Source organism: Domibacillus sp. PGB-M46, from assembly GCF_022668875.1.
In the GTDB taxonomy this organism is placed as follows: Bacteria; Bacillota; Bacilli; order Bacillales; family Domibacillaceae; genus Domibacillus.
Genome location: NZ_JAKGCR010000005.1, coordinates 285,534 through 304,830, shown reverse-complemented (window position 1 = coordinate 304,830; position 19,297 = coordinate 285,534). Strand labels below are relative to the sequence as shown.

Annotated in this window: 19 protein-coding genes; 4 read left to right on the top strand and 15 right to left on the bottom strand. The window is 42.9% G+C overall.

Annotated elements, in window-relative coordinates; translation table 11 throughout:
- Positions 1–28: 28 nt before the first annotated feature.
- From L2D08_RS09210 to L2D08_RS09170, 9 genes are all read right to left on the bottom strand, one after another.
- Positions 29–1,897, bottom strand: coding sequence for an LTA synthase family protein (locus L2D08_RS09210; RefSeq protein ID WP_242233460.1), 1,869 nt, complete (start codon positions 1,895–1,897; stop codon positions 29–31).
- A gap of 229 nt (positions 1,898–2,126) precedes the next feature.
- Complete coding sequence (locus tag L2D08_RS09205; RefSeq protein ID WP_242233459.1) at positions 2,127–3,056, bottom strand: ROK family glucokinase; 930 nt, start codon at positions 3,054–3,056, stop codon at positions 2,127–2,129.
- A gap of 1 nt (position 3,057) precedes the next feature.
- A complete protein-coding gene (locus L2D08_RS09200; RefSeq protein WP_242233458.1) occupies positions 3,058–3,273 on the bottom strand; it encodes a YqgQ family protein in 216 nt (71 codons plus the stop codon).
- 16 nt (positions 3,274–3,289) lie between these two features.
- Positions 3,290–4,834, bottom strand: coding sequence for a rhomboid family intramembrane serine protease (locus tag L2D08_RS09195; RefSeq protein ID WP_242233457.1), 1,545 nt, complete (start codon positions 4,832–4,834; stop codon positions 3,290–3,292).
- A gap of 54 nt (positions 4,835–4,888) precedes the next feature.
- Entirely contained in the window at positions 4,889–5,452 is a 564-nt protein-coding gene (locus tag L2D08_RS09190; protein ID WP_242233456.1) for a 5-formyltetrahydrofolate cyclo-ligase, read from the bottom strand.
- Positions 5,453–5,496: 44 nt separating this feature from the next.
- On the bottom strand, positions 5,497–5,646 hold the full coding sequence (gene rpmG / locus L2D08_RS09185; RefSeq protein ID WP_045850975.1) for a 50S ribosomal protein L33: 150 nt from the start codon (positions 5,644–5,646) through the stop codon (positions 5,497–5,499).
- 51 nt (positions 5,647–5,697) lie between these two features.
- Positions 5,698–6,561, bottom strand: coding sequence for a nucleotidyltransferase family protein (locus tag L2D08_RS09180; RefSeq protein WP_242233455.1), 864 nt, complete (start codon positions 6,559–6,561; stop codon positions 5,698–5,700).
- Complete coding sequence (locus tag L2D08_RS09175) at positions 6,558–8,825, bottom strand: glycosyltransferase (RefSeq protein ID WP_242233454.1); 2,268 nt, start codon at positions 8,823–8,825, stop codon at positions 6,558–6,560. The genes L2D08_RS09180 and L2D08_RS09175 overlap by 4 nt, the downstream gene beginning before the upstream one ends.
- A 30-nt stretch (positions 8,826–8,855) precedes the next feature.
- A complete protein-coding gene (locus tag L2D08_RS09170; protein ID WP_242233453.1) occupies positions 8,856–9,422 on the bottom strand; it encodes a DUF4912 domain-containing protein in 567 nt (188 codons plus the stop codon).
- 154 nt (positions 9,423–9,576) lie between these two features.
- Between L2D08_RS09170 and L2D08_RS09165 the strand changes: the two genes are divergently transcribed.
- Together L2D08_RS09165 and L2D08_RS09160 are read left to right on the top strand one after the other, a co-directional pair.
- Entirely contained in the window at positions 9,577–9,942 is a 366-nt protein-coding gene (locus tag L2D08_RS09165) for a helix-turn-helix domain-containing protein (protein WP_242233452.1), read from the top strand.
- Positions 9,939–10,370 carry an endolytic transglycosylase MltG gene (locus L2D08_RS09160; RefSeq protein WP_242233451.1) on the top strand — a complete coding sequence of 144 codons (432 nt, stop codon included), beginning with the start codon at positions 9,939–9,941 and terminating at the stop codon, positions 10,368–10,370. Before L2D08_RS09165 ends, L2D08_RS09160 begins: the two co-directional genes overlap by 4 nt.
- A gap of 45 nt (positions 10,371–10,415) precedes the next feature.
- Here the strand turns inward: L2D08_RS09160 and pstB are convergent, their stop codons facing one another.
- The 6 genes from pstB to L2D08_RS09130 all read right to left on the bottom strand — a co-directional run bounded on the left by pstB (position 10,416) and on the right by L2D08_RS09130 (position 17,373).
- Positions 10,416–11,225, bottom strand: a complete 810-nt coding sequence (gene pstB / locus L2D08_RS09155; RefSeq protein ID WP_242233450.1) for a phosphate ABC transporter ATP-binding protein PstB — start codon at positions 11,223–11,225, stop codon at positions 10,416–10,418.
- Between the two features lie 44 nt (positions 11,226–11,269).
- Positions 11,270–12,154, bottom strand: a complete 885-nt coding sequence (gene pstA / locus L2D08_RS09150) for a phosphate ABC transporter permease PstA (protein WP_242233449.1) — start codon at positions 12,152–12,154, stop codon at positions 11,270–11,272.
- Positions 12,154–13,098 (bottom strand): phosphate ABC transporter permease subunit PstC, encoded by a 945-nt coding sequence (gene pstC / locus L2D08_RS09145; RefSeq protein ID WP_242233448.1) that lies wholly within the window; start codon positions 13,096–13,098, stop codon positions 12,154–12,156. Before pstC ends, pstA begins: the two co-directional genes overlap by 1 nt.
- A gap of 96 nt (positions 13,099–13,194) precedes the next feature.
- Positions 13,195–14,163 carry a PstS family phosphate ABC transporter substrate-binding protein gene (locus L2D08_RS09140; RefSeq protein WP_242233447.1) on the bottom strand — a complete coding sequence of 323 codons (969 nt, stop codon included), beginning with the start codon at positions 14,161–14,163 and terminating at the stop codon, positions 13,195–13,197.
- A gap of 296 nt (positions 14,164–14,459) precedes the next feature.
- Complete coding sequence (locus L2D08_RS09135; RefSeq protein ID WP_242233493.1) at positions 14,460–16,604, bottom strand: peptidoglycan D,D-transpeptidase FtsI family protein; 2,145 nt, start codon at positions 16,602–16,604, stop codon at positions 14,460–14,462.
- 160 nt (positions 16,605–16,764) lie between these two features.
- Positions 16,765–17,373, bottom strand: a complete 609-nt coding sequence (locus L2D08_RS09130; protein ID WP_242233446.1) for a superoxide dismutase — start codon at positions 17,371–17,373, stop codon at positions 16,765–16,767.
- 178 nt (positions 17,374–17,551) lie between these two features.
- Here L2D08_RS09130 and L2D08_RS09125 point away from each other — a divergent pair, with 178 nt between their 5' ends.
- Both L2D08_RS09125 and ispG read left to right on the top strand, forming a co-directional pair.
- Positions 17,552–18,103: a DUF1189 family protein gene (locus L2D08_RS09125; protein ID WP_242233445.1), complete on the top strand. Its 552-nt coding sequence runs from the start codon at positions 17,552–17,554 to the stop codon at positions 18,101–18,103.
- Positions 18,104–18,198: 95 nt separating this feature from the next.
- Positions 18,199–19,293, top strand: a complete 1,095-nt coding sequence (gene ispG / locus L2D08_RS09120; RefSeq protein ID WP_242233492.1) for a flavodoxin-dependent (E)-4-hydroxy-3-methylbut-2-enyl-diphosphate synthase — start codon at positions 18,199–18,201, stop codon at positions 19,291–19,293.
- Positions 19,294–19,297: the final 4 nt, after the last annotated feature.

Sequence of the window (19,297 nt, the reverse complement as noted above, 5' to 3'; positions counted from 1 at the left end):
AGCCCCTGATAAAAATCAGGGGCTTTTTTTATTCTTTTCTTGCAGCATCTGGATCATAAAAACGAAGCAAGTCCCCGTAAATAACCCGATCTGAATAATTTAATTCAGCAGCTGCTTTTTCAATATAAGGCGCACAGTAGGAAGCATCTGTTTGCTCGCCCGTCTTTTTATCCCAGCATACGTCGCCGGCATACACATAATTCTCTGTCACAAAACGGCCGTCACGGAATGCGGCAAAGCTTTCATGCTCGCCAGAAAGCAAATCTTGTCCAAACTGAATATCTCCTTTTGTATCAATGCCAAGAAGATGAAGCAGTGTTGGCCGCACATCCACCTGTCCGCCGACCGTATCAATTTCCCGGCCTTTAACGCCTGGAATGTGAATCATAAACGGTACTTTTTGAAGATCAGCTGATACGTATGGCGTCACTTCTTTACCTAAATATTGAGACATAGCTTCATTATGATTCTCTGAAATGCCATAATGATCCCCATACAAAACAATCACAGAGTTCTCATAAAGGCCTGCTTTTTTCAAATCTTCCACAAACGTTTTTAATGCTTCGTCCGTGTAACGAACGGTAACGAAATAACGATTTAGTGTGCCGCTTGATGAATTAAATTCATCAATCATCTGGTCTTCTTTATCGTAGTAGAACGGATGATGATTGGTCAGCGTAATCATTTTCGAATAAAATGGCTGCGGCATGGTTTTCATCAGCTCGGCCGATTGTTCAAAAAACGGAATATCTTTCATTCCCCAGTTTACACTGTTGTCTTCATTCACCTTATAATCATTTACATTGTAAAAACGTTCATATCCAATCGAATCATACATAATGTCCCGGTTCCAGAAACTTTTATTGTTCGCATGCATCGCATTTGAAAAATAGCCATTTTCCTCAAGCTTTTCAGCCATTGAATTAAATTGGTTGCCGGAGTGAGTAAAAAACACGGCACCGCGGCTTAGCGGGTACAGTGCATTTTCCGTTAAAAATTCTGCATCAGACGTTTTCCCCTGCCCGGTTTGATGGTAGAAGTTAGTGAAGTTTAAACTCTCTTTTGCAAAATCATTCAGAAATGGCGTAATTTCCTGGCCGTTTACGGTATTGTTTAAAACAAAAGCCTGTGTTGATTCAACGGACACCATAATCAGGTTTTTTCCTTTGGCGGCGCCAAACAACTCTGTATTTGGTTCGGCATAATTGGCGTCAGCATAGTTTTCAATTTCAGTTAATTCGCTGCCATCTGCCAGTGCACGCTGGGCAGATGATTTAGATTGAAGAAAAATGTCATAAAGGTGATAGTTGAACGTTCCGATGTTTTTCACAAGCATTTCACGGTCGAAGGTTCTTGTTAAAAGCTGCGGACGTTCCACTTCTGCTAGTCCAAGGTTCAAAAACATTAGCGCAGCAGCTGATAAAAAATAAGCGCGGCGGTTCATTTTTGACATTGGGCGAAACTTCACAAATGACGGCTTGAACTTAAGCAGGAGGAATAAAAGAATGACATCGGCGAAATATAAAATATCCGCTACATTAAATTCTTCTGTAACACTGTTACCCAAATCAGCAAAGTTGCTTGTTTGAAATAAAAGAGGCAGCGTAATAAAGTCATTAAAAAAGCGATAAAACACAACGTTCGCATAAAGCAGAAAACTTAGGAAAAAGCTCATGCCCAGCAAATAACGATTGCGTGCTTTGTCACTTTTTAAGAAAAAGCCAATTCCCATTACCAGCATAATAAAGCTCAGCGGGTTAATCAGCAAAATAAATTCCTGCAGTGAGTTTTCAATATCCATGTTAAAGCTTGTTTTATAGACGATGTATGTTTTCATCCATAAGAACAAAACGGTTACAGCAATAAGAGAAATGTTGCTGCGTATTGTTCTTTTCATCTTTCAGCCTCCTCGTTACTTCTATAAAAGTGATCGGGGAATTGCATACACTTTAACCCAGTGTAAATTGTCTTTCACAATCTTAATACTTTTTTTACAAAAAATCAATCAGAACGAAAAAGCAAAGCTTTATAATAGTTCCGCGATAATTCCGCCTCTTATTCATACGCATACGATTAAAAAAAGTTTCATAAAATAAAAAACAGTCCCAGCGGGACTGTTTTTTATTTTATGAAACTGACATTACTTTTGCTAAGTAAGCTGCACCGATCACACCGGCATCGTTGCCAAGCTGTGCTTTTTGAAGTGCAAGCACATCCATCGCCCGCGGGAACGTGAACTCTCTTACGTATTTCTCTAAAGGCTGCATAAGAGCCGCACCTGCTTCTGAAACGCCGCCGCCAATTACAATCTTAGCTGGGTTCAAGGTGTTAGCAATGTTTCCAACTGCAAGACCTAAATAAAAAGCACAGCGGTCAACCGCATATTGCGCTGCCGTATCTCCTGCCGCAGCTTGTCCGAATACTGTGCGTGCATCAGGCGCGTCTTTGCCTTGTTGTTTGTACAAATTAACAATTCCCGTTGCAGAAGCTACTGTTTCAAGACAGCCGCGCTTGCCGCAGTTACAAAGAAACCCATTCTCTGTTACAACCGTAATGTGGCCGATTTCTCCCGCTGCTCCATTTACCCCTGTAATAATCATTCCCTTTGACACAACGCCGCCGCCGACACCTGTGCCAAGTGTAATGCAAACTACGTCGCCTGCGCCTCCTCCCGCGCCTTTCCACATTTCGCCAAGTGCAGCACAGTTTGCATCGTTTTCAATAAAAACAGGCAATTCAATTGCTTCTTCTAGAAGCTTTTTTAGAGGATATCCATTCGGCCAGCCGATATTTACCGCACCAGAAATCGTCCCCAATACTGGATCGGCAGGACCCGGCGCCCCTACTCCTGCTGCGAGCACATCGGCAGTTGTTAATCCATCTGCTTCTAATTCTTTATAAAAAGAACGGGCAATATCTGCTACTATTCTACTTCCTTTGTCCATACGGTCGGTTGGAATCGACCATTTTCGTATGATTTCTCCCTCTGTTGTTAAAAAAGCTAATTTAACCGTTGTGCCGCCAATATCAAAAGCAGCGAGCCGTTTCTCTGACATGTCATTTCCCCTGTTCTTTTTCTTTTTCTTTTTCAATTGCAATATGCTGTCGTAATATAAGCAGCGCCATTTGATATTCTTTTGGCTCTATCAGCTGAGACTGATACAGTTCTTTCAGTTCAAGCTCCATTAATTGTAAATCTGCTACACGATTGCCGATATAAACGAAAACACCGTATCTTTTCAGCAGCTGCTGTACATCAAAAATCGTTTCCATCTTTTCACCCTGCTTTTCACTCATTATTCAGCTTGCGAACTAAATCTTCATATGTTTGCTCATTAGGAGCGTATGCTGCGGCTTGTTCGGCTGCCTGCAGCGCTTCTTCCTGCCGTCCCTGGCTAGAATAAATAAGCGCCAGGTTATAATGTGCTTCGGAAAAATTACTCCTTAACCGGACAGCTTGCTTAAAATGAGAGGCAGCCTCCTCCAGGCGACCGTCCCCCGCTTTAATTACACCCAGGTAAAAATACGTTTCGGCAGAAGGCTGGCCGCCTTTTTGAATAAAGTTCGACAAGATCCGTTCAGCTTCCTGCTTATTTCCGTCCTGAAGCTTGTCTGCGGCCTGAATATTCACAGACTGCGCGTCAAGAGCGGCATACCCGTGCTGGAACCCAAAGAACAAACCGACTGCCACAAAAGTCGAAGCTGCTGCCAAAAACAACAGCTGTTGCAGAATACGCCGCTTTTTCGGAAAATGAACAATGCCCGTTGCTAAAAAACCGCCGATAAGTCCGCCAATGTGTCCGGCATTGTCAATTCCCGGTACTGTAAATCCAAAGGCCAGGTTGATTCCAATCACAACAAGGACATTCATGCCCATCGTCCGAAAAAACAACTTTGGCTTGGTTACCCCGAAATAAAGAAGGGCCCCAAACAGCCCAAAAATAGCTCCACTCGCTCCTGCTGACAAATTAGGAGTCAGCAAAAAGCTGAGCAGGCTCCCTGTAAAGCCGGAAAACAAATAAATCCACAAAAATCTCAGCCGGCCGTAAATTTGTTCAACCGCTGTTCCTAAATAGTACAAAGCCATTGAATTCATTAAAAGATGCAGCAGTCCAATATGCAGAAAAACCGGTGTGATAAAACGCCACCATTCCCCCTCTAAAATAAGAGGATTGAATTTTGCGCCAAATTGTATAAGCACATCAGTCGCTGTACTGCCTCCTGCGATCGTCATTAAAAAAAACATGATGACATTAACCGCGGTAAAAACATACGTGAAAAAAGGCTTTCCATAGTAAAAAAATCGATTTTCTTCTTCTTTTCGTTTTACTTCATGGGATAAAACAGCCCGCTCATATGCAGCCGCTTCATCGTCAGCCCCTTCAAATTCCCGCTGCTCCGGTACAGACTCCATAAACCGTTCCAGCTCTTGAAGCGGACCCCCCAGGTTTTCTTCAGTAAACAGCAGGACAGCTGTTTGTGTTTTTCCGCTTTGAACCGGTTTCATGAACTGTGAAAATTCGTCAACGGGCTGATGAGGAGACACCATTACATTGAGCATATTAAGCTTTCTCATCCCTCTTTGCTTTCGGAGGCGCTCGCCGACCCAGGCCGTTTGTTCAATGTCACGTCCCAGAGAAGCTGCCCAGCCAAGATTTTGCTGAGAAAGTCTAATAATGGCCGCTTTTTTTACTGAACGATTTTCAAGCAGCATTTCTCTGCGATCCTGGCTCAGCCTTGTTAATGTATACTCCTGCTCTACAACAAAAAAATAAGCAAGACGCCAAAATATCAAATTTGTTTGCGTTGTCATTTCATCACTACTTTCGTCCATCCTGTTGATTCCACTATAACGGAACTCATTCAGACGGTAAAGAAAGAAGGACATTTATGAGCAGAGGATTGTTTCACTTTCCGTCAAAATTTTCTGAACAGGGATGTCATGCTCTTCAACGGGAATATCCGGCCGTAATTGAATGGAAAACGCTAATGAAATCGTTTGTCCTATGTATGTAGATAAAAAACGGTCGTAGTAGCCGCCGCCAAAGCCAACCCTGAACCCCTTCCGGTTAAAAAGCAGGCCGGGTACAATCATTAATTCGATCTCCTTCGCGTCAATCAATGTTGTGTTTTGAAGAATCGGTTCATACAACCCCGCATACACCATTTCAAGATCTTCAAACTTATCCAATTGATAGAAATACATGGCTTTTGTATCCGGATGGCACTTTGGCACACAAATTTTTTTGCCGGCAAGCCAAGCAGATCGGATAATCTGCCAGGTGTCTACTTCAAAATCCGCTGAAATCGTAACCGCAATTTTGTTTGATTCCTGCCATTCCGGAAGCGCATACAATCTTCTGGCAATTTGAAAGCTTTTTTCCTCATACACGGGCCGGCTTATTGCAGCAAGCTGCTGTTTTATCCCATCCCTCAGTATCTTTTTATCCATTGGTTCCTCCTAAAAGAAAAAACAGCAGGAAAGTCTCCTGCTGCTTACTTTGTTTCACGATGCACTGTTACTTTTTTCAATCGCGGGCTGTATTTTTTCAACTCGAGACGATCCGGGTTGTTACGTTTGTTTTTAGTTGTGATATAGTTACGGTCACCGCTCTCAGTGCAAGCTAATGTAATGTTTACACGCATGTTTTTCCCTCCAAACTTGTCTCGCTTATTTTCAAGTCGTTTGCGACTTTACTATAATAGCACCTTTTCATCAGAAATGCCAGCCTGTTTTTTCAACATTGTTGAATAACAATCGGACCGCTCTGCAAGTCCATCGTTTTCGTTCAGTATAGAAGCAGGAAATGTATTCGAAAGCGGGTAAACAGGCTGCAGACGGTTCGTAATTCCTGGTATTCCCCGCTTAAGCCGCTTCTCAGCCAGCTTGTATGCGGGATGGGTGCCAATATCCTGCCAGTATGCATTTGTCTCATAAACATAAACCGGCTCCTGATTGGCCAGAAGCATTGGAAATACATCCTGGGCGAAATCTGCTTTCCCATAAAGTGCGTAATCTTCAAACAAGGACGGTTCAACCAAATAAATACCCGTGCTTACTTGATTCGTCCACAATTGCACGTTAGAAGGCTTTTCAAGAAAAGAAAGAAGCTTTCCGCTTTGGTCTGTGAGGCAGACACCAAAATGCTCAGGGTGCTCTGCTCTCGCCGTAACAATGGTTACACGGGCTCCTTTTTCTTTGTGAAAGTTATACGCCTGGCGAAGCGGTATATTGGTCAGTGCATCACCGCTTAATACAGCGAGTGTTTCTTTAAATAACCCTTTGGAGGCAAATAAGCTTCCGGCAGTACCAAGAGGCTCGCACTCTTCTATATATTGAATATCAAGTCCATTTTGATGGCCGAAACCTGCATGCTGCTGAATAACTTCCTTTTTATAACAAACCGTCATGATCACGCGGTAAATTTTATTTCTTTTAAAAACATTTAAATTGTAATCTAAAAGAGGTTTACCCAACAATGGGACCATTGGCTTTGGTATGTGGTCAGTTATCGGGCGCAGCCTTTTTCCACGCCCCCCAGCAAGCAGAATACCTATCATGTACGAACTCCCTCCATTTTTTTGATGAAAACGGTCTGATCGTAGATCTTTTCTGTTTGTGCGCTGATGTGTGCCCAACTGTAAAGTTCTTTTGCCATTTCATGTCCATTCAAACCTAGTTCATTTGCATAACCGGGCTGATCCAAAACAGCCGCTATTTTCTCGGATAAGTCTTCGGCATTGCCTGGTTCGAACAAAAGCCCGGTTTGTTTATGTAAAACAAACGATTTTAACCCGCCTGTTGCAGCTGCGATTACAGGCTTTCGGAACGCCATGGCTTCCAGAGCCACAATACCGAACGGTTCGTACAGACTTGGAAATACAGCCGCTTTACAAGATTGAAACAAAGCCCTTCTTTCCTCATCACTCACGTAGCCGACAAAATGAATCGTATCCTCAAGTCCACGCTTTTTCACTTCTTCACGCCATGTTTCTAATAGAGGACCCTTACCCGCAATAATAAACTGAATATTTTCTTTTTTCAAGTTTTTTAAGTTCATTTCAAAGAATGTTTGAAAACCTTTCTCAAACACCATACGGCCGATTGAAAAAATAAAGGGCTCCATAGAGCGAAACCTTGTCAGGCCTGATACGCTTTCTTCAAATTCCACACCATTCGGCACCACGTATATATCTTTCCCTGATCCCTCATAGTAAACCCGTAATTCTTCCTTCATCGGCTGGCTGCACACAATAACCGTATCGGAAGCTTCAATGAGCTTTTTCTCTTTTGACGCAATCGCGTGCTGCAGCTCATTATGCAGCCCATTATTCCGTCCATGCTCGGTGGCATGAATAGTAGAGATGAGCGGCAGCTGCTTTTGTTCGGCAAGCAGAATTGCCGCGTCTCCTGTCAGCCAGTCGTGGGTATGAATAAGAGCAATGTCGTGCTTATGCATCAGCTCCATCGCTTTTTGAAAAAGACATAGATTCAAATCGGAGGTTTGCTTTAAAAAATCCTGCTCTCCTTTATGAAGCGGGCCGGATCGATAAATGTGAACGCCATTGACACATTCATATTCTGCTGATTCATGATGGGAAGATGTCAAAACAATCACTTCACGTCCAGACGCAACTAGTGCTTCTGCAAGTCCATGAACATGCCGGGCCATTCCCCCGACAATGTTTGGCGGATACTCCCAGGAAAGCAGCAGGACAGCTCCTTCCATTCTTTCTACGCCGCCAACAAACTGTTTGGATTGAAGCGTCACTCCATAATGAAGACGCATGCGCTGGTGTGCATAATCGAGGTCAGGAAACTCTTTATGGGCTCCATCTAATAAATAGCGCAAGGAATCAATAGCGCTTTTTAATTCCTCTTTTAAACCATGAACAGCGGCATAAATACAATAAGCCCATTCCAGGTCTAAAACACCTGCCGCTTCTGAAATAGCGAGGGCATACTTTTCGTCCCACTCTTCTTTTAAATGAATAATAGGGTCACAACGATGAAGTTCTTCCGCGGTAATCAATGTGTGTCCTTCATTCATGTTTTCATACACGAGTGGAAAATGAATCACACGCTTTGCAGAAGAACGATCAGACGAGGATACCTGCCTTTTTTGAATATCTTCCCAGTGCCTGCGGGCGCTCTGCCCAGCTAAAGAAAAAAGCGTGACGCCTGTTGTTCCGCTTTCTTGATGATCCTTCCGATACGGAATCAGTTTAAGGCCGCGCGGAGATACCCACTGAACCCCTTCCTGTTCCTCCAAAGGAAAAGCATCATGCGGAAGAAATACGAACTGACAGCCTTCTTGCAAAAGAAGTTCGTCTATCCCAGGTGTATAAGCGCCACGCGGAAGCCATATGGATAAAGGCAGAGTGCCGAATAGTTCTTTCCATATAGCAGAAGTTCGTTTTAAGTCTTCCTTTGCTGCCCCTTTTAGTGTATAAGCCGTCAAAGGAAACTGGCTGAGAGACACAGGCAGCAGTACAAGCTTTTGCTGTGTCATCAACTCTTTAAAAGCTTGAATAAAAGACCCGTTATGTGCGCGTAAAACCGCAGGCAGTACCCCGTCCGGTTGAAGCTTCATAAAAGAAGCGACAGCCATCTTTCCTCGAGCTCCATTCATCCAGCCCAATGTAAATAAATTCACAACGCCTGTAACCGGCTTTCCAGGCTCCGTACGGCTTGCTGCTTCAAGCAGGGTTCCATATGCCTTCATCAGTGTGATGATTTCCGCGCTGTCTGCTGTCGACCCAGCCAGAGCAAGAGGCCGAAAGGGATGATTAACCATCATAATACTTGAAAAAGAATATTTCATTTTCCCTTACCTCCTTCAGCTAGTATCGGTTTATTGCAAGCAATCTGGATGTTCGATCCAGGCTGGCTCGTTGAAAGAATGTTGATAAAACGCTTCCGCTTCTCCTGCTTTAAGTATATAGTCTGTACTGTACTCGTATGAAGTATGAACCGGATGTGATTGCAGAATCGGCCAAAAAGAATAGTTTTTTGTTAAATAGCCAATTTCACAAAGGTAAGAACGATTGCTCTTTAACCCTTTTATTATCCAGAAGCCATCCTCCCTGTTTACTTTTACACATGTCATGGAGTGAGCGTTCGTTCCATTAAAATAAATATCTGTTACGTCAAAAATACGAAGATCCAGCACATCAGGATTTAACGGAGTTTCACAATAGAAAGCCGCCCTTAATAAAAAAGGATCGAGATGCCATTTACAATAAATTCGTTCTTTCGACAACAATACAGTATGAAGACTATTTTGTACGTTTCGCTTTGCTTTTTCTGTTAGTCTATACTGCCACTCTTGTTTTGCCTGCTGCTTTGGAATAGATAATGTTGCCGCAATTTGTTCCCAAGAGAAATTCTCATTTTTCAGCCTTACAATCTCCTCAATCAATATGTATCACCTCGATCCGGCAGTTTTCCTAATCAAAATATCATTATATCATTATGGTATCACGTTCAATAGCAGGCGGCAATTGCCCAACGCACCCCTTCCTGCGGATACGATGTGGTACAATATGGACAAAGAAAACGAAAGGAGATTTGATATGAATGAACTAACCATCGGATTGGCCTGCGCCGGTGCCTTTTTTATTTTGCTGTCCTTTTTTCTGCCCGATAAGCAGCGGCAGCTCGAAAAAGAAATTGAGGAATTATCCATGAAAATGTTGCAGGAGCACTATCAATTTAACAAAAAATTAAAAGTGCTTGAGGAAGAGCTGCTCATTGGAGAAACACCTGCTGTACATACTGAAAAGCCGGCTGCTGTAAATAAGATTATTCAAAGCCAAGTGATTGCCCTTTATGAGCAGGGCACACCTATTGCCCAAATTGCTGCACAATCCTCTCTTTCAACCGAGCAGGTAAAGAGCATTTTGGATGAAAACATGCAGACGGAGAGTTCATCAATATGAGGAAACAGCCTATTCGCGCTTTCGGCTTCGGTCTTCTTGCGGCTTCAGCAGCCCTGTATATTTCTGATCAAACAGCGTCCGAGCGCCCTATCGAACTATCAGCACAACAAATGATTCAACGGCTGGAGGCAGAGAATTATGTCGTTCAAAAAAAAGAAAACGAACAGACAGAAAAACAGCTTGATTCTGCCCAAAAAGAAACGACAGCCCCCAAAACGGCTGTTCAATCCGTTACAGTTGTAATTGAATCCGGCATGTCTTCTAATGAAATTGCGGCCAAATTAAAGGAATCCGGCATCATCCAGGATCAAGCAGCTTTTAATCAATTTTTAACATCCAATGGATACGCAGATAAGCTGCAAACAGGGTCGTTTGTTTTAAAAAAAGACATGACAGAAAAAGAAGTGGCTGACGCACTTACAAAATAAACAGCCTAACAAAAAAGCCGGCGCTAAAGCGCCGGCTTTTCTTTTTTATCCGAAGCGTCCTGAAATATAATCGTCTGTACGACTATCTGCAGGATTGTTAAAAATAGTATCTGTAGAATTAAACTCCACAACTTCTCCGTTTAAGAAGAAAGCTGTTTTATCGGAGATACGAGCAGCTTGCTGCATATTGTGTGTCACGATAATGATGGAGTATTTTTCTTTTAGTTCTTGAATAAGTTCTTCTACTTTTAAAGTTGAAACCGGGTCTAATGCAGAAGTTGGCTCATCCATTAAAATAACATCCGGCTCAAGAGCCAGGCAGCGCGCAATGCAAAGACGCTGCTGCTGTCCACCTGACAAACCATAAGCAGGTTCGTGGATGCGGTCTTTTACTTCATCCCAAAGGGCTGCTCCACGCAAGCTCTTTTCCACTGTTTCAGTAATGATTTGCTTGTTTTTAATACCGTGAATTTTCAAGCCGAATGCAATGTTTTCATAAATAGATTTCGGGAACGGATTTGGCTTTTGGAATACCATGCCGACACGTGTCCGCAATTCTTCTACAAGAAAATCTTTGCTGAAAATGTCCCGGTCGCGATATTCGATCTGTCCTGTTGTTTTTACCCCCGGCACAAGATCGATCATGCGGTTTAATGTTTTAATGTATGTTGATTTTCCACAGCCTGATGGACCAATAATCGCTGTGACTTCCCGCTCTTTAATACCTAAATTAATGTTTTTAAGAGCATGATGCTCTCCATACCATAAGTTTAAATTTTTAGTGTTATATACGAACAGTTCCTCGTTTTGAACAGACTGGTTGTTTTTCGTTGTATTTACAGCAGTTAACGCCATTTTACATTCCCTCCAAGTTTTCAATCGCAATTTCCCAAGGTTTATTATCTTGCCTGATAACGGTTGCGGATCCAGACTGCAACAGAATTCATTAAAATAAGCACGGCCAGCAGGATGATAATACCCGCAGCTGCAAGGTTATGGAAGTCAACTTGCGGACGGCTTGTCCAGTTGTAAATTTGCATTGGAAGTGCTGTAAATGAATCCAAGTAGCCAGATGGCAGAAACGCAACGAATGTTGGAATGCCGACAACAATAAGCGGGGCCGTTTCACCAATAGCACGTGAAAAAGCTAAGATGCTTCCTGTTGCAATACCCGGTATCGCATACGGAAGAACTACTCGGTAGATCGTCTGCCACTTTGTTGCACCAAGACCAAATGATGCTTCCTTAAGTTCTTTTGGAACAGCGCGTATCGCTTCCTGGGCTGCTACGATGACAACCGGAAGAACAAGCAGAGCCATTGTAAAGCCTGCAGCTAAAATACTATTTCCAAAACCAAACACACGAACGAAAATAGTTAAGCCAAGAAGACCGAATACAACAGAAGGCACACCCGCTAAATTTGAAATATTCATTTGAATCCAGCGAGTTAACTTGTTTTTCTTTGCATACTCTTCCAGGTAAATCGCTGTACCGACTCCCAAAATAGCGGCTGTAGGAATAACCACACTCATCATCCAAAGCGTACCAATAACAGCTGCTTTAATTCCCGCCTGCTCAGGACGGCGCGACGCGAAATTCTGGAAAAAGTCCCATGTTAAATAAGGAGCACCTTGTGAAATGATACGGTAAAGCAGCACAATTAAAATAATGGACGTAAAAATCGTTGCCGTCAAGAAAATTCCTTTGACGACTTTATTTTTTGCTAGGCGGCCGTCAATACGGCTTACCATTTCTTCTGATTTAACCCGTGCAGTGTTTTCCATTAGTATTCCTCCCTGAAACGCTTCGAGATGAATTGAGCTAGTATATTCATCAGAAGGGTGAAAATAAACAATGTAAAGCCGACAGAATAAATACTGTAATAAATCGTCGTGCCAAATCCTGCATCACCAGTCGTAACCTGTACAATGTAGGATGTCATTGTTTGTAGGGATGTTGTTAAATCCAGGGATGCAGATGGCGTTGATCCTGCTGCAATGGATACAATCATCGTTTCCCCGATAGCGCGGGAGACACCAAGCACAATCGATGCAAGAATACCGGAAAGAGCGGCCGGGAAAATAACTTTTGATGCAGTTTCCCATTTTGTCGACCCGAGTGCAAGCGCACCTTGGCGAACAGATTCTGGAACCGAAGAAAGAGCATCTTCAGACAGGGAAACAATTGTTGGAATAATCATGATTCCCACTACGATCCCCGGGCTGATCGCATTAAACATTTCAAGCGAAGGGAAAATACCGCGTAAAACCGGAGTAATAAATGTTAAGGCAAAAAAGCCATAAACAATAGTCGGAACACCAGCAAGCACTTCGAGAATTGGCTTCATAATTTTACGTGTGCGCGCACTTGCATATTCACTTAAATACAAAGCTACTGCAAGCCCGATTGGGATAGCAAATAATGAAGCAATTATCGTTATTTTTAATGTACCCAATACAAGCGGCCAAATACCGTAAACAGGATCCGTTCCTGAGAATGGATACCACTCTTTAGCTGTAAAAAATTCAACGATCGAAACATCACCGAAGAAAGTGATCGTTTCAAAAATCAGTGTTAAAACGATTCCGAGTGTAGTTAACACTGAAACGGCAGCCATAAGAAACAAAACCGCCGGAATAATTTTTTCACTTCTGTTCAAAAAGCCGCTATTATATTTTTTTTCAAGCAGCTGTTGAACAGGACTGAGTTCTTTGTTTGTTGTTTTCAACCCAATCTTGCTCCTTTCAACCCGTGTACACCAATAGAGGGCTCTGCCCTCTATTGGTGTATTTTTCTTTATCCGCTTTTTTTAATCCAGTGACAATTATTTTAAGCCTTCAATTGTTTCAAGCTGCTTTGTGTACTCCTCTTCAGGAAGAGCTACATATCCCACATCTTCTGCAAGAGCTGCTGCATTTTCAAGTGTAAATTGTGTATAAGCCTTTACTGCTTCATCTTCTTTAACAGCCGAGTTGCTTACATATGTGTACAATGGACGTGAAAGTGGCTCATATTCGCCGCTCTTGATTGTTTCAGCATCTGGTGTAACGGCTTTTCCTTCTCCATTTACAATCGGTACCACTTTCAAGTTGTCTTTGTTTTCAAGGTAGTATGCATAGCCGAAGTAACCAATTGAATTTTTGTCTCCTGTTACACCTTGTACAAGAACGTTATCATCTTCAGAAAGTGTAGCGGACTTGTCGATTTGACCTCCGTCAAGAATTACTTCATCGAAATAATCAAATGTTCCGGAATCTGTACCTGGAGAGTAGAATTTAATTTCTTCAGCCGGCCAGCCTTCACGAATATCAGACCATTTTTTTGTTTTGCCATTATCAAGCCATAGCTTTTTCAACTCATCGACCGTTAATTGATCTACCCAGTCATTTTCTTTATTAACGACTACAGACAACCCGTCGTAAGCAAGTTGAAGTTCTGTATAATCAACACCCGCATCTTTAAGGCCTTGTACTTCTTCATCCTTAATCGGGCGAGATGCATTACTCATTTGCGTTTCGCCAGCGATAAACTTTTCGAAACCACCGCCTGTACCAGATAATCCGACTGTTACTTTCACATCCGGCTGTTCAAGCATAAATTCTTCTGCTACCGCTTCAGCAATCGGATAAACTGTTGATGAACCATCGATTGAGATTTGGCCTTGAAGCTGTGCATCCTGTCCTTCTTCGCCATTTCCTCCTGCTCCATTATCAGCATTGTTATTTCCGCATGCACCCATTACAAGTGCTGATCCTACTAGTGCTGATAGCGTGAGAACTTTTACTGGTTTCATTCTTCATTTCCCCCTGCGAGTTTGTTTTTTTTTGTTATCTGCTACATTGAATACAATAAAGGATGAGTATTAATAAGGTTTTAATGAAATGTTAAGGTTTTGTAAATCGAAGACGATTTTAAGAAATAAATGTTGATTTTTATCATTGAAAGCGATTACCATAAAAAATAATTATTTTTAAAATTTTCTGACATCCCTTCTTATCGTGTTTATACATTCGTTGAACCCATCAAAACAGGTATAATCTTTTCAACAAAAAACAGCCTTTCCGTTAAAGTAAGCGGAAAGGCTGTTTTTTATTCGTCCTCAGATTCCTCTGTTTCAGATTCGTCTGCATCAGATGTTTCTGTGCCTGTTTTTGTCACAATATCCTGGTCAATCACGGCCTGGGCTGGTTTTTCACTGGCTCTTTGTTCTTTCAGCTCAAAATACTTATCCATTGCCCGGCGGCCGATATAATGGTTGATCGGAATCGAACTTGAGCTGTCCTCATATGCCCATGGAACCACAACGGCCATCGCTACTTCCGGGTTGTCATAAGGAGCGTATCCAACAAGGGTCACATTCCAGGTCATTTCGTTTTTATTTTTTTCTTTTAAAGGACCGTCATATACACCTTCAGCTGTTCCTGTTTTGGCTGCCATTTTATAAGGGGCATCCCCAAAATAGCTTGCCGCTGTTCCTTCGGATCCGTGAACAACTAGGCGGAAGCCTTCCTGCACTTGTTCGATCCATCCAGGTTCAAGCTCCAGTGTATTTAACACATTAGGCTCAATTTCTTCCGCGATCGGACCAATTTTATTGGTTGAAGAAATCGGCTTCCTGATTTCCTTAACAATATGCGGCTGCATGCGGTAGCCGCCGTTTGCAATGGTAGATACGTACTGCGCAAGCTGAAGCGGCGTATACGTATCAAACTGGCCGATAGAGAAGTCCAGAAGCTTACCGGGTTCGGTTTCATTAATGATTCCCTTATACCCCTGTTGTTCACCCGGCAGGTCAATACCTGTTTTTACGCCGAGGCCAAATTGATTAAAGTAACTGCGCATCGTTGTAAACGCGTCAAAGTCAATTCTCAATCTTCCATGCGGTACATAGCCCGATCCGCCGATTTCCATTGCTGTTTTAAACATGTATACATTGGAAGAACGCATTAGTGCGTAGGTATCACTAATACTCATGGCGCCACTTCTGTTAAACCAGGAACTTTTTGAGTTTTTCGTCACGCCAAAATAAAGCGGCTCATCAACGATGCGTTCACCCGGTTCATTGACCCCTGTCATATACCCTGTTAAAACAGTCGCTCCTTTTACAGCCGAGCCCATTGCATAAGATGTAGTCATGTTACCGAGTGCAAAATCGACAATTTTCGGTTGCCCATCAGACGTTGTATATTGTTTCCCTGCCATGGCAAGAATTTCACCCGTGTTTGGATCCATCATAGTGACAAATGCCCGGTCCAAAAATGGATGATAACTTGATTTCGCTTTAATCAGCTCTTCTTCAATAATCTTTTCTACAGATGTTTGCAGATCCATATCAATGGTTAGAACCAGATCATCTCCGCGCTGGCCTTCCGTAATGATTTCCGAATCAAGGATATTTCCTGATTTATCGGTCACATTTTTCATCTTCGTTTTCTGGCCGCGCAAAACATCTTCATACTGATATTCCAGATAACTTTTTCCTACCCGGTCATTGCGGCTGTAACCACGTGCCAGATAGTAGTCCGCCATTTCCCTTGGTAACCCTTCTTTAGAAGAAGAAATATTGCCAAGCACCGTTTTTAACGTAGCATCATATGCATACGAACGTTCCCAGTCGGTGGTTGTATTCACACCTGGAAGGGATGATAAGTTCTCACTCACTACAGCGTATTCTACATCCGTCACATTTTCGTTTTTAACAATTTGCGGGGTTTGCGCATAACCGGCTGTAAACTCCCTGTAAATGGCTAATACTTCAAGTTCCGCCGAAGTCAGCTCATTTAAATCTGTTTCTGTAATCCGATCCAGCTGCATGTCGTAAATTTCATCTTCTGTAAGCTTGTCCTCTTTGTAAGCAGCCCATTCTGCATCGGTAATTTTTGCTTCTGCTTTTTTCGGGTGTTTCGTGATCCAAAAATCTTTTTTGTCACGCTCCGTCACTTGATCCGTCTCTTTTTCAATTAACTGGGCAAGCTTTTCTGCTGTTTTCATCATTTCTTCTGGATCTGCATTAGAAGAACGTGTGTACGTAATTGCATTTTGCGGCTTGTTATCTACTACGACTTTCCCGTATCGGTCATAAATTTTCCCGCGCGGCACGCTTGTGTTCACCGTTACATCTTCTGTCCGCTCAATTTTGCGCTGATAATCTTCTCCCTGTACAATTTGGACAATACCAAGCCGGAATATCAGAGCCGAAAACAATAGGAAAACCACAAAAAACAGCATGTTCATTCGAAACGGTACATGCGTTTTTTTCTTCTTATTCGCTTTTTTCAACCGCCTAACCCTTTCTTCGTTTCATTTACTCTATTATTCATTGTATCGAAATCAACGGGTTTTTTCCACCAAAAAACCGGCCCGATAATCGGACCGGCTTTTATGAGCACTTATATTAAAGAGCTGCTTCGTAGCGTTTTGAAACTTCATCCCAGTTTACTACATTCCAGAATGCAGCTATGTAATCCGGGCGACGGTTTTGGTAATTTAAGTAGTACGCATGCTCCCAAACGTCAAGGCCAAGGATTGGTGTTTTTCCTTCCATAATTGGAGAGTCCTGGTTTGGTGTGCTTGAAAGGTCAAGTTGGCCATTTGCAACAGAAAGCCATGCCCAGCCTGAACCAAAGCGTGTAGCTCCCGCTTTTGCAAATTCTTCTTTGAACGCGTCAAAGCTTCCGAATTTTGCATCGATTGCTTCCGCAAGCTTTCCAGTTGGCGCGCCGCCGCCGTTTGGCGAAAGAAGCTGCCAGAAAAGAGAATGGTTTGCATGGCCGCCGCCGTTGTTGCGAACCGCAGTACGTGCAGATTCAGGAACTGCATCTAAGTTTGCAATCACTTCTTCTACTGATTTAGAAAGAAGCTCTTCATTTCCTTCTAGGGCTGCGTTTAAGTTTGTAACGTACGTGTTGTGATGTTTTGTGTGATGGATGTTCATTGTTTCTTTATCGATGTGGGGTTCTAGTGCGTCATACGCATAAGGTAGCTGTGGTAATTCAAAAGCCATTGTTTAATTCCTCCCAAAATAAAGTGATTTACCTAACATAACTAAGATTAACAAAATTGTGAACACGGCGCAATGATTATGCCCGCAGATGAATAGAGGGTCCAAACGGCCGTTTTGATTTGAAACCGGGATGGCTTTCGCTCTTTCTCCTGCTATATAATGAAAGAGATTACATTAAATGAGAGGATCTTGGTTTATGCCGCTATATAAGAGATTATTTAAAAGTCTTTACTCGCCGAAATATATTGCTGCTTCCCGCCTGCTGGGGATCGGCACAACGATTCAATATCTTTTTATCCTGTCTTTTATTTTATGCCTTCCTTCCTGCTTGTCCGTTTTCACCCATCTTACAGCCGGCTCTTCTCCTGCAAAAGCGATTGAAAGTATCCTGCCTGCTCTGGCAGCAAACGAAGAATTCACACGCCAAACAATCTTTATTTATATACCAGTTGTTCTCCTTTTCTATTATATTCTGCTGTCATTTGGGCTGTTTTTAAAGGCAGCGGTTTTTGCCGGTATTGGGCTTTTTTTAGTATTCATTCGCAGTAAACGCGGCGAATACCGGCATTTATTTCGACTGAGCACCCACGCGCTTACACTGTCTGTTTTTGTCACTGTGCTAATGGAATGGGCGAATTGGACTTTTTCTTATGCATACGCAGCAGACTTGCTCATTGTAACGATTATGCTGTATCTTTCTATCCGCTGGCTGCCCGACGCAGCAAGGTAAACGGAATTGTTGTCTGAACAGCCGTTCCTCTGATAGAATGAAACAGATATGATAGTCAGATTAACTTTTAAAGGAGCGAATCACCATTGAGTGAAATCACCCACCGCACGAAAACCCGTCCAGTGAAAGTTGGCAATTTAACGATTGGCGGAAACGACCAGGTTGTTATCCAAAGTATGACCACAACAAAAACACACGACGTTGAAGCAACAGTTGCTGAAATAAACCGGCTTGAAGAAGCGGGCTGCCAAGTTGTACGCGTTGCCGTTCCGGACGAGCGCGCTGCAGACGCGCTTGCGGCGATCAAGAGCCAAATTAACATTCCGCTCGTTGCTGATATTCATTTTGATTATAAATTAGCACTCAAGGCGATTGAAGCAGGCGTTGATAAAATCCGTATCAACCCGGGCAACATTGGACGCCGTGAGAAAGTGGAGGCTGTTGTAAACGCAGCAAAAGCGAAAGGTGTGCCGATTCGAATTGGCGTTAACGCCGGAAGCTTAGAGCGCAAAATTCTTGAAAAGTACGGCTATCCGACAGCAGACGGCATGGTTGAAAGTGCTCTTCATCACATTAAAATTTTAGAAGATCTTGATTTCCATGACATCATTGTTTCCATGAAAGCATCGGATGTAAACTTAGCCATTGAAGCATATGAAAAAGCAGCAAAAGCATTTGATTACCCGCTGCACCTGGGGATCACAGAATCCGGTACTCTTTTTGCAGGAACTGTAAAAAGTGCGGCGGGCCTTGGTGCCATCTTAAGCAAAGGAATCGGGAACACGCTTCGTATCTCACTAAGTGCCGATCCGGTTGAAGAAGTGAAAGTAGCACGCGAATTGCTGAAATCATTTGGCCTGGCTGCCAATGCCGCTACACTTATTTCATGCCCAACATGCGGCCGAATTGAAATCGACTTGATTTCGATTGCAAATGAAGTAGAAGAGTATATTTCCAAGATTAAAGCTCCTATTAAAGTCGCGGTACTTGGCTGTGCAGTAAATGGTCCAGGTGAGGCACGCGAAGCGGACATCGGTATTGCGGGCGCCCGCGGTGAAGGCCTCCTGTTCCGCCACGGTAAAACAGTTCGAAAAGTACCGGAAGAAACAATGGTTGAAGAATTGAAAAAAGAAATCGATTTGATTGCGGAAGAGTATCACCGGAAACAAGCGCTTGCGGTCGAGCAGTGATTGC

What these genes read in the sequence shown, in the direction of transcription:
- L2D08_RS09210 (WP_242233460.1), bottom strand. Translation starts at nt 1,897, where the DNA reads ATGAAAAGAACAATACGCAGCAACATTTCTCTTATTGCTGTAACCGTT.
- L2D08_RS09205 (WP_242233459.1), bottom strand. Translation starts at nt 3,056, where the DNA reads ATGTCAGAGAAACGGCTCGCTGCTTTTGATATTGGCGGCACAACGGTT.
- L2D08_RS09200 (WP_242233458.1), bottom strand. Translation starts at nt 3,273, where the DNA reads ATGGAAACGATTTTTGATGTACAGCAGCTGCTGAAAAGATACGGTGTT.
- L2D08_RS09195 (WP_242233457.1), bottom strand. Translation starts at nt 4,834, where the DNA reads ATGGACGAAAGTAGTGATGAAATGACAACGCAAACAAATTTGATATTT.
- L2D08_RS09190 (WP_242233456.1), bottom strand. Translation starts at nt 5,452, where the DNA reads ATGGATAAAAAGATACTGAGGGATGGGATAAAACAGCAGCTTGCTGCA.
- rpmG (WP_045850975.1), bottom strand. Translation starts at nt 5,646, where the DNA reads ATGCGTGTAAACATTACATTAGCTTGCACTGAGAGCGGTGACCGTAAC.
- L2D08_RS09180 (WP_242233455.1), bottom strand. Translation starts at nt 6,561, where the DNA reads ATGATAGGTATTCTGCTTGCTGGGGGGCGTGGAAAAAGGCTGCGCCCG.
- L2D08_RS09175 (WP_242233454.1), bottom strand. Translation starts at nt 8,825, where the DNA reads ATGAAATATTCTTTTTCAAGTATTATGATGGTTAATCATCCCTTTCGG.
- L2D08_RS09165 (WP_242233452.1), top strand. Translation starts at nt 9,577, where the DNA reads ATGAATGAACTAACCATCGGATTGGCCTGCGCCGGTGCCTTTTTTATT.
- L2D08_RS09160 (WP_242233451.1), top strand. Translation starts at nt 9,939, where the DNA reads ATGAGGAAACAGCCTATTCGCGCTTTCGGCTTCGGTCTTCTTGCGGCT.
- pstB (WP_242233450.1), bottom strand. Translation starts at nt 11,225, where the DNA reads ATGGCGTTAACTGCTGTAAATACAACGAAAAACAACCAGTCTGTTCAA.
- pstA (WP_242233449.1), bottom strand. Translation starts at nt 12,154, where the DNA reads ATGGAAAACACTGCACGGGTTAAATCAGAAGAAATGGTAAGCCGTATT.
- L2D08_RS09140 (WP_242233447.1), bottom strand. Translation starts at nt 14,163, where the DNA reads ATGAAACCAGTAAAAGTTCTCACGCTATCAGCACTAGTAGGATCAGCA.
- L2D08_RS09135 (WP_242233493.1), bottom strand. Translation starts at nt 16,604, where the DNA reads ATGAACATGCTGTTTTTTGTGGTTTTCCTATTGTTTTCGGCTCTGATA.
- L2D08_RS09130 (WP_242233446.1), bottom strand. Translation starts at nt 17,373, where the DNA reads ATGGCTTTTGAATTACCACAGCTACCTTATGCGTATGACGCACTAGAA.
- L2D08_RS09125 (WP_242233445.1), top strand. Translation starts at nt 17,552, where the DNA reads ATGAGAGGATCTTGGTTTATGCCGCTATATAAGAGATTATTTAAAAGT.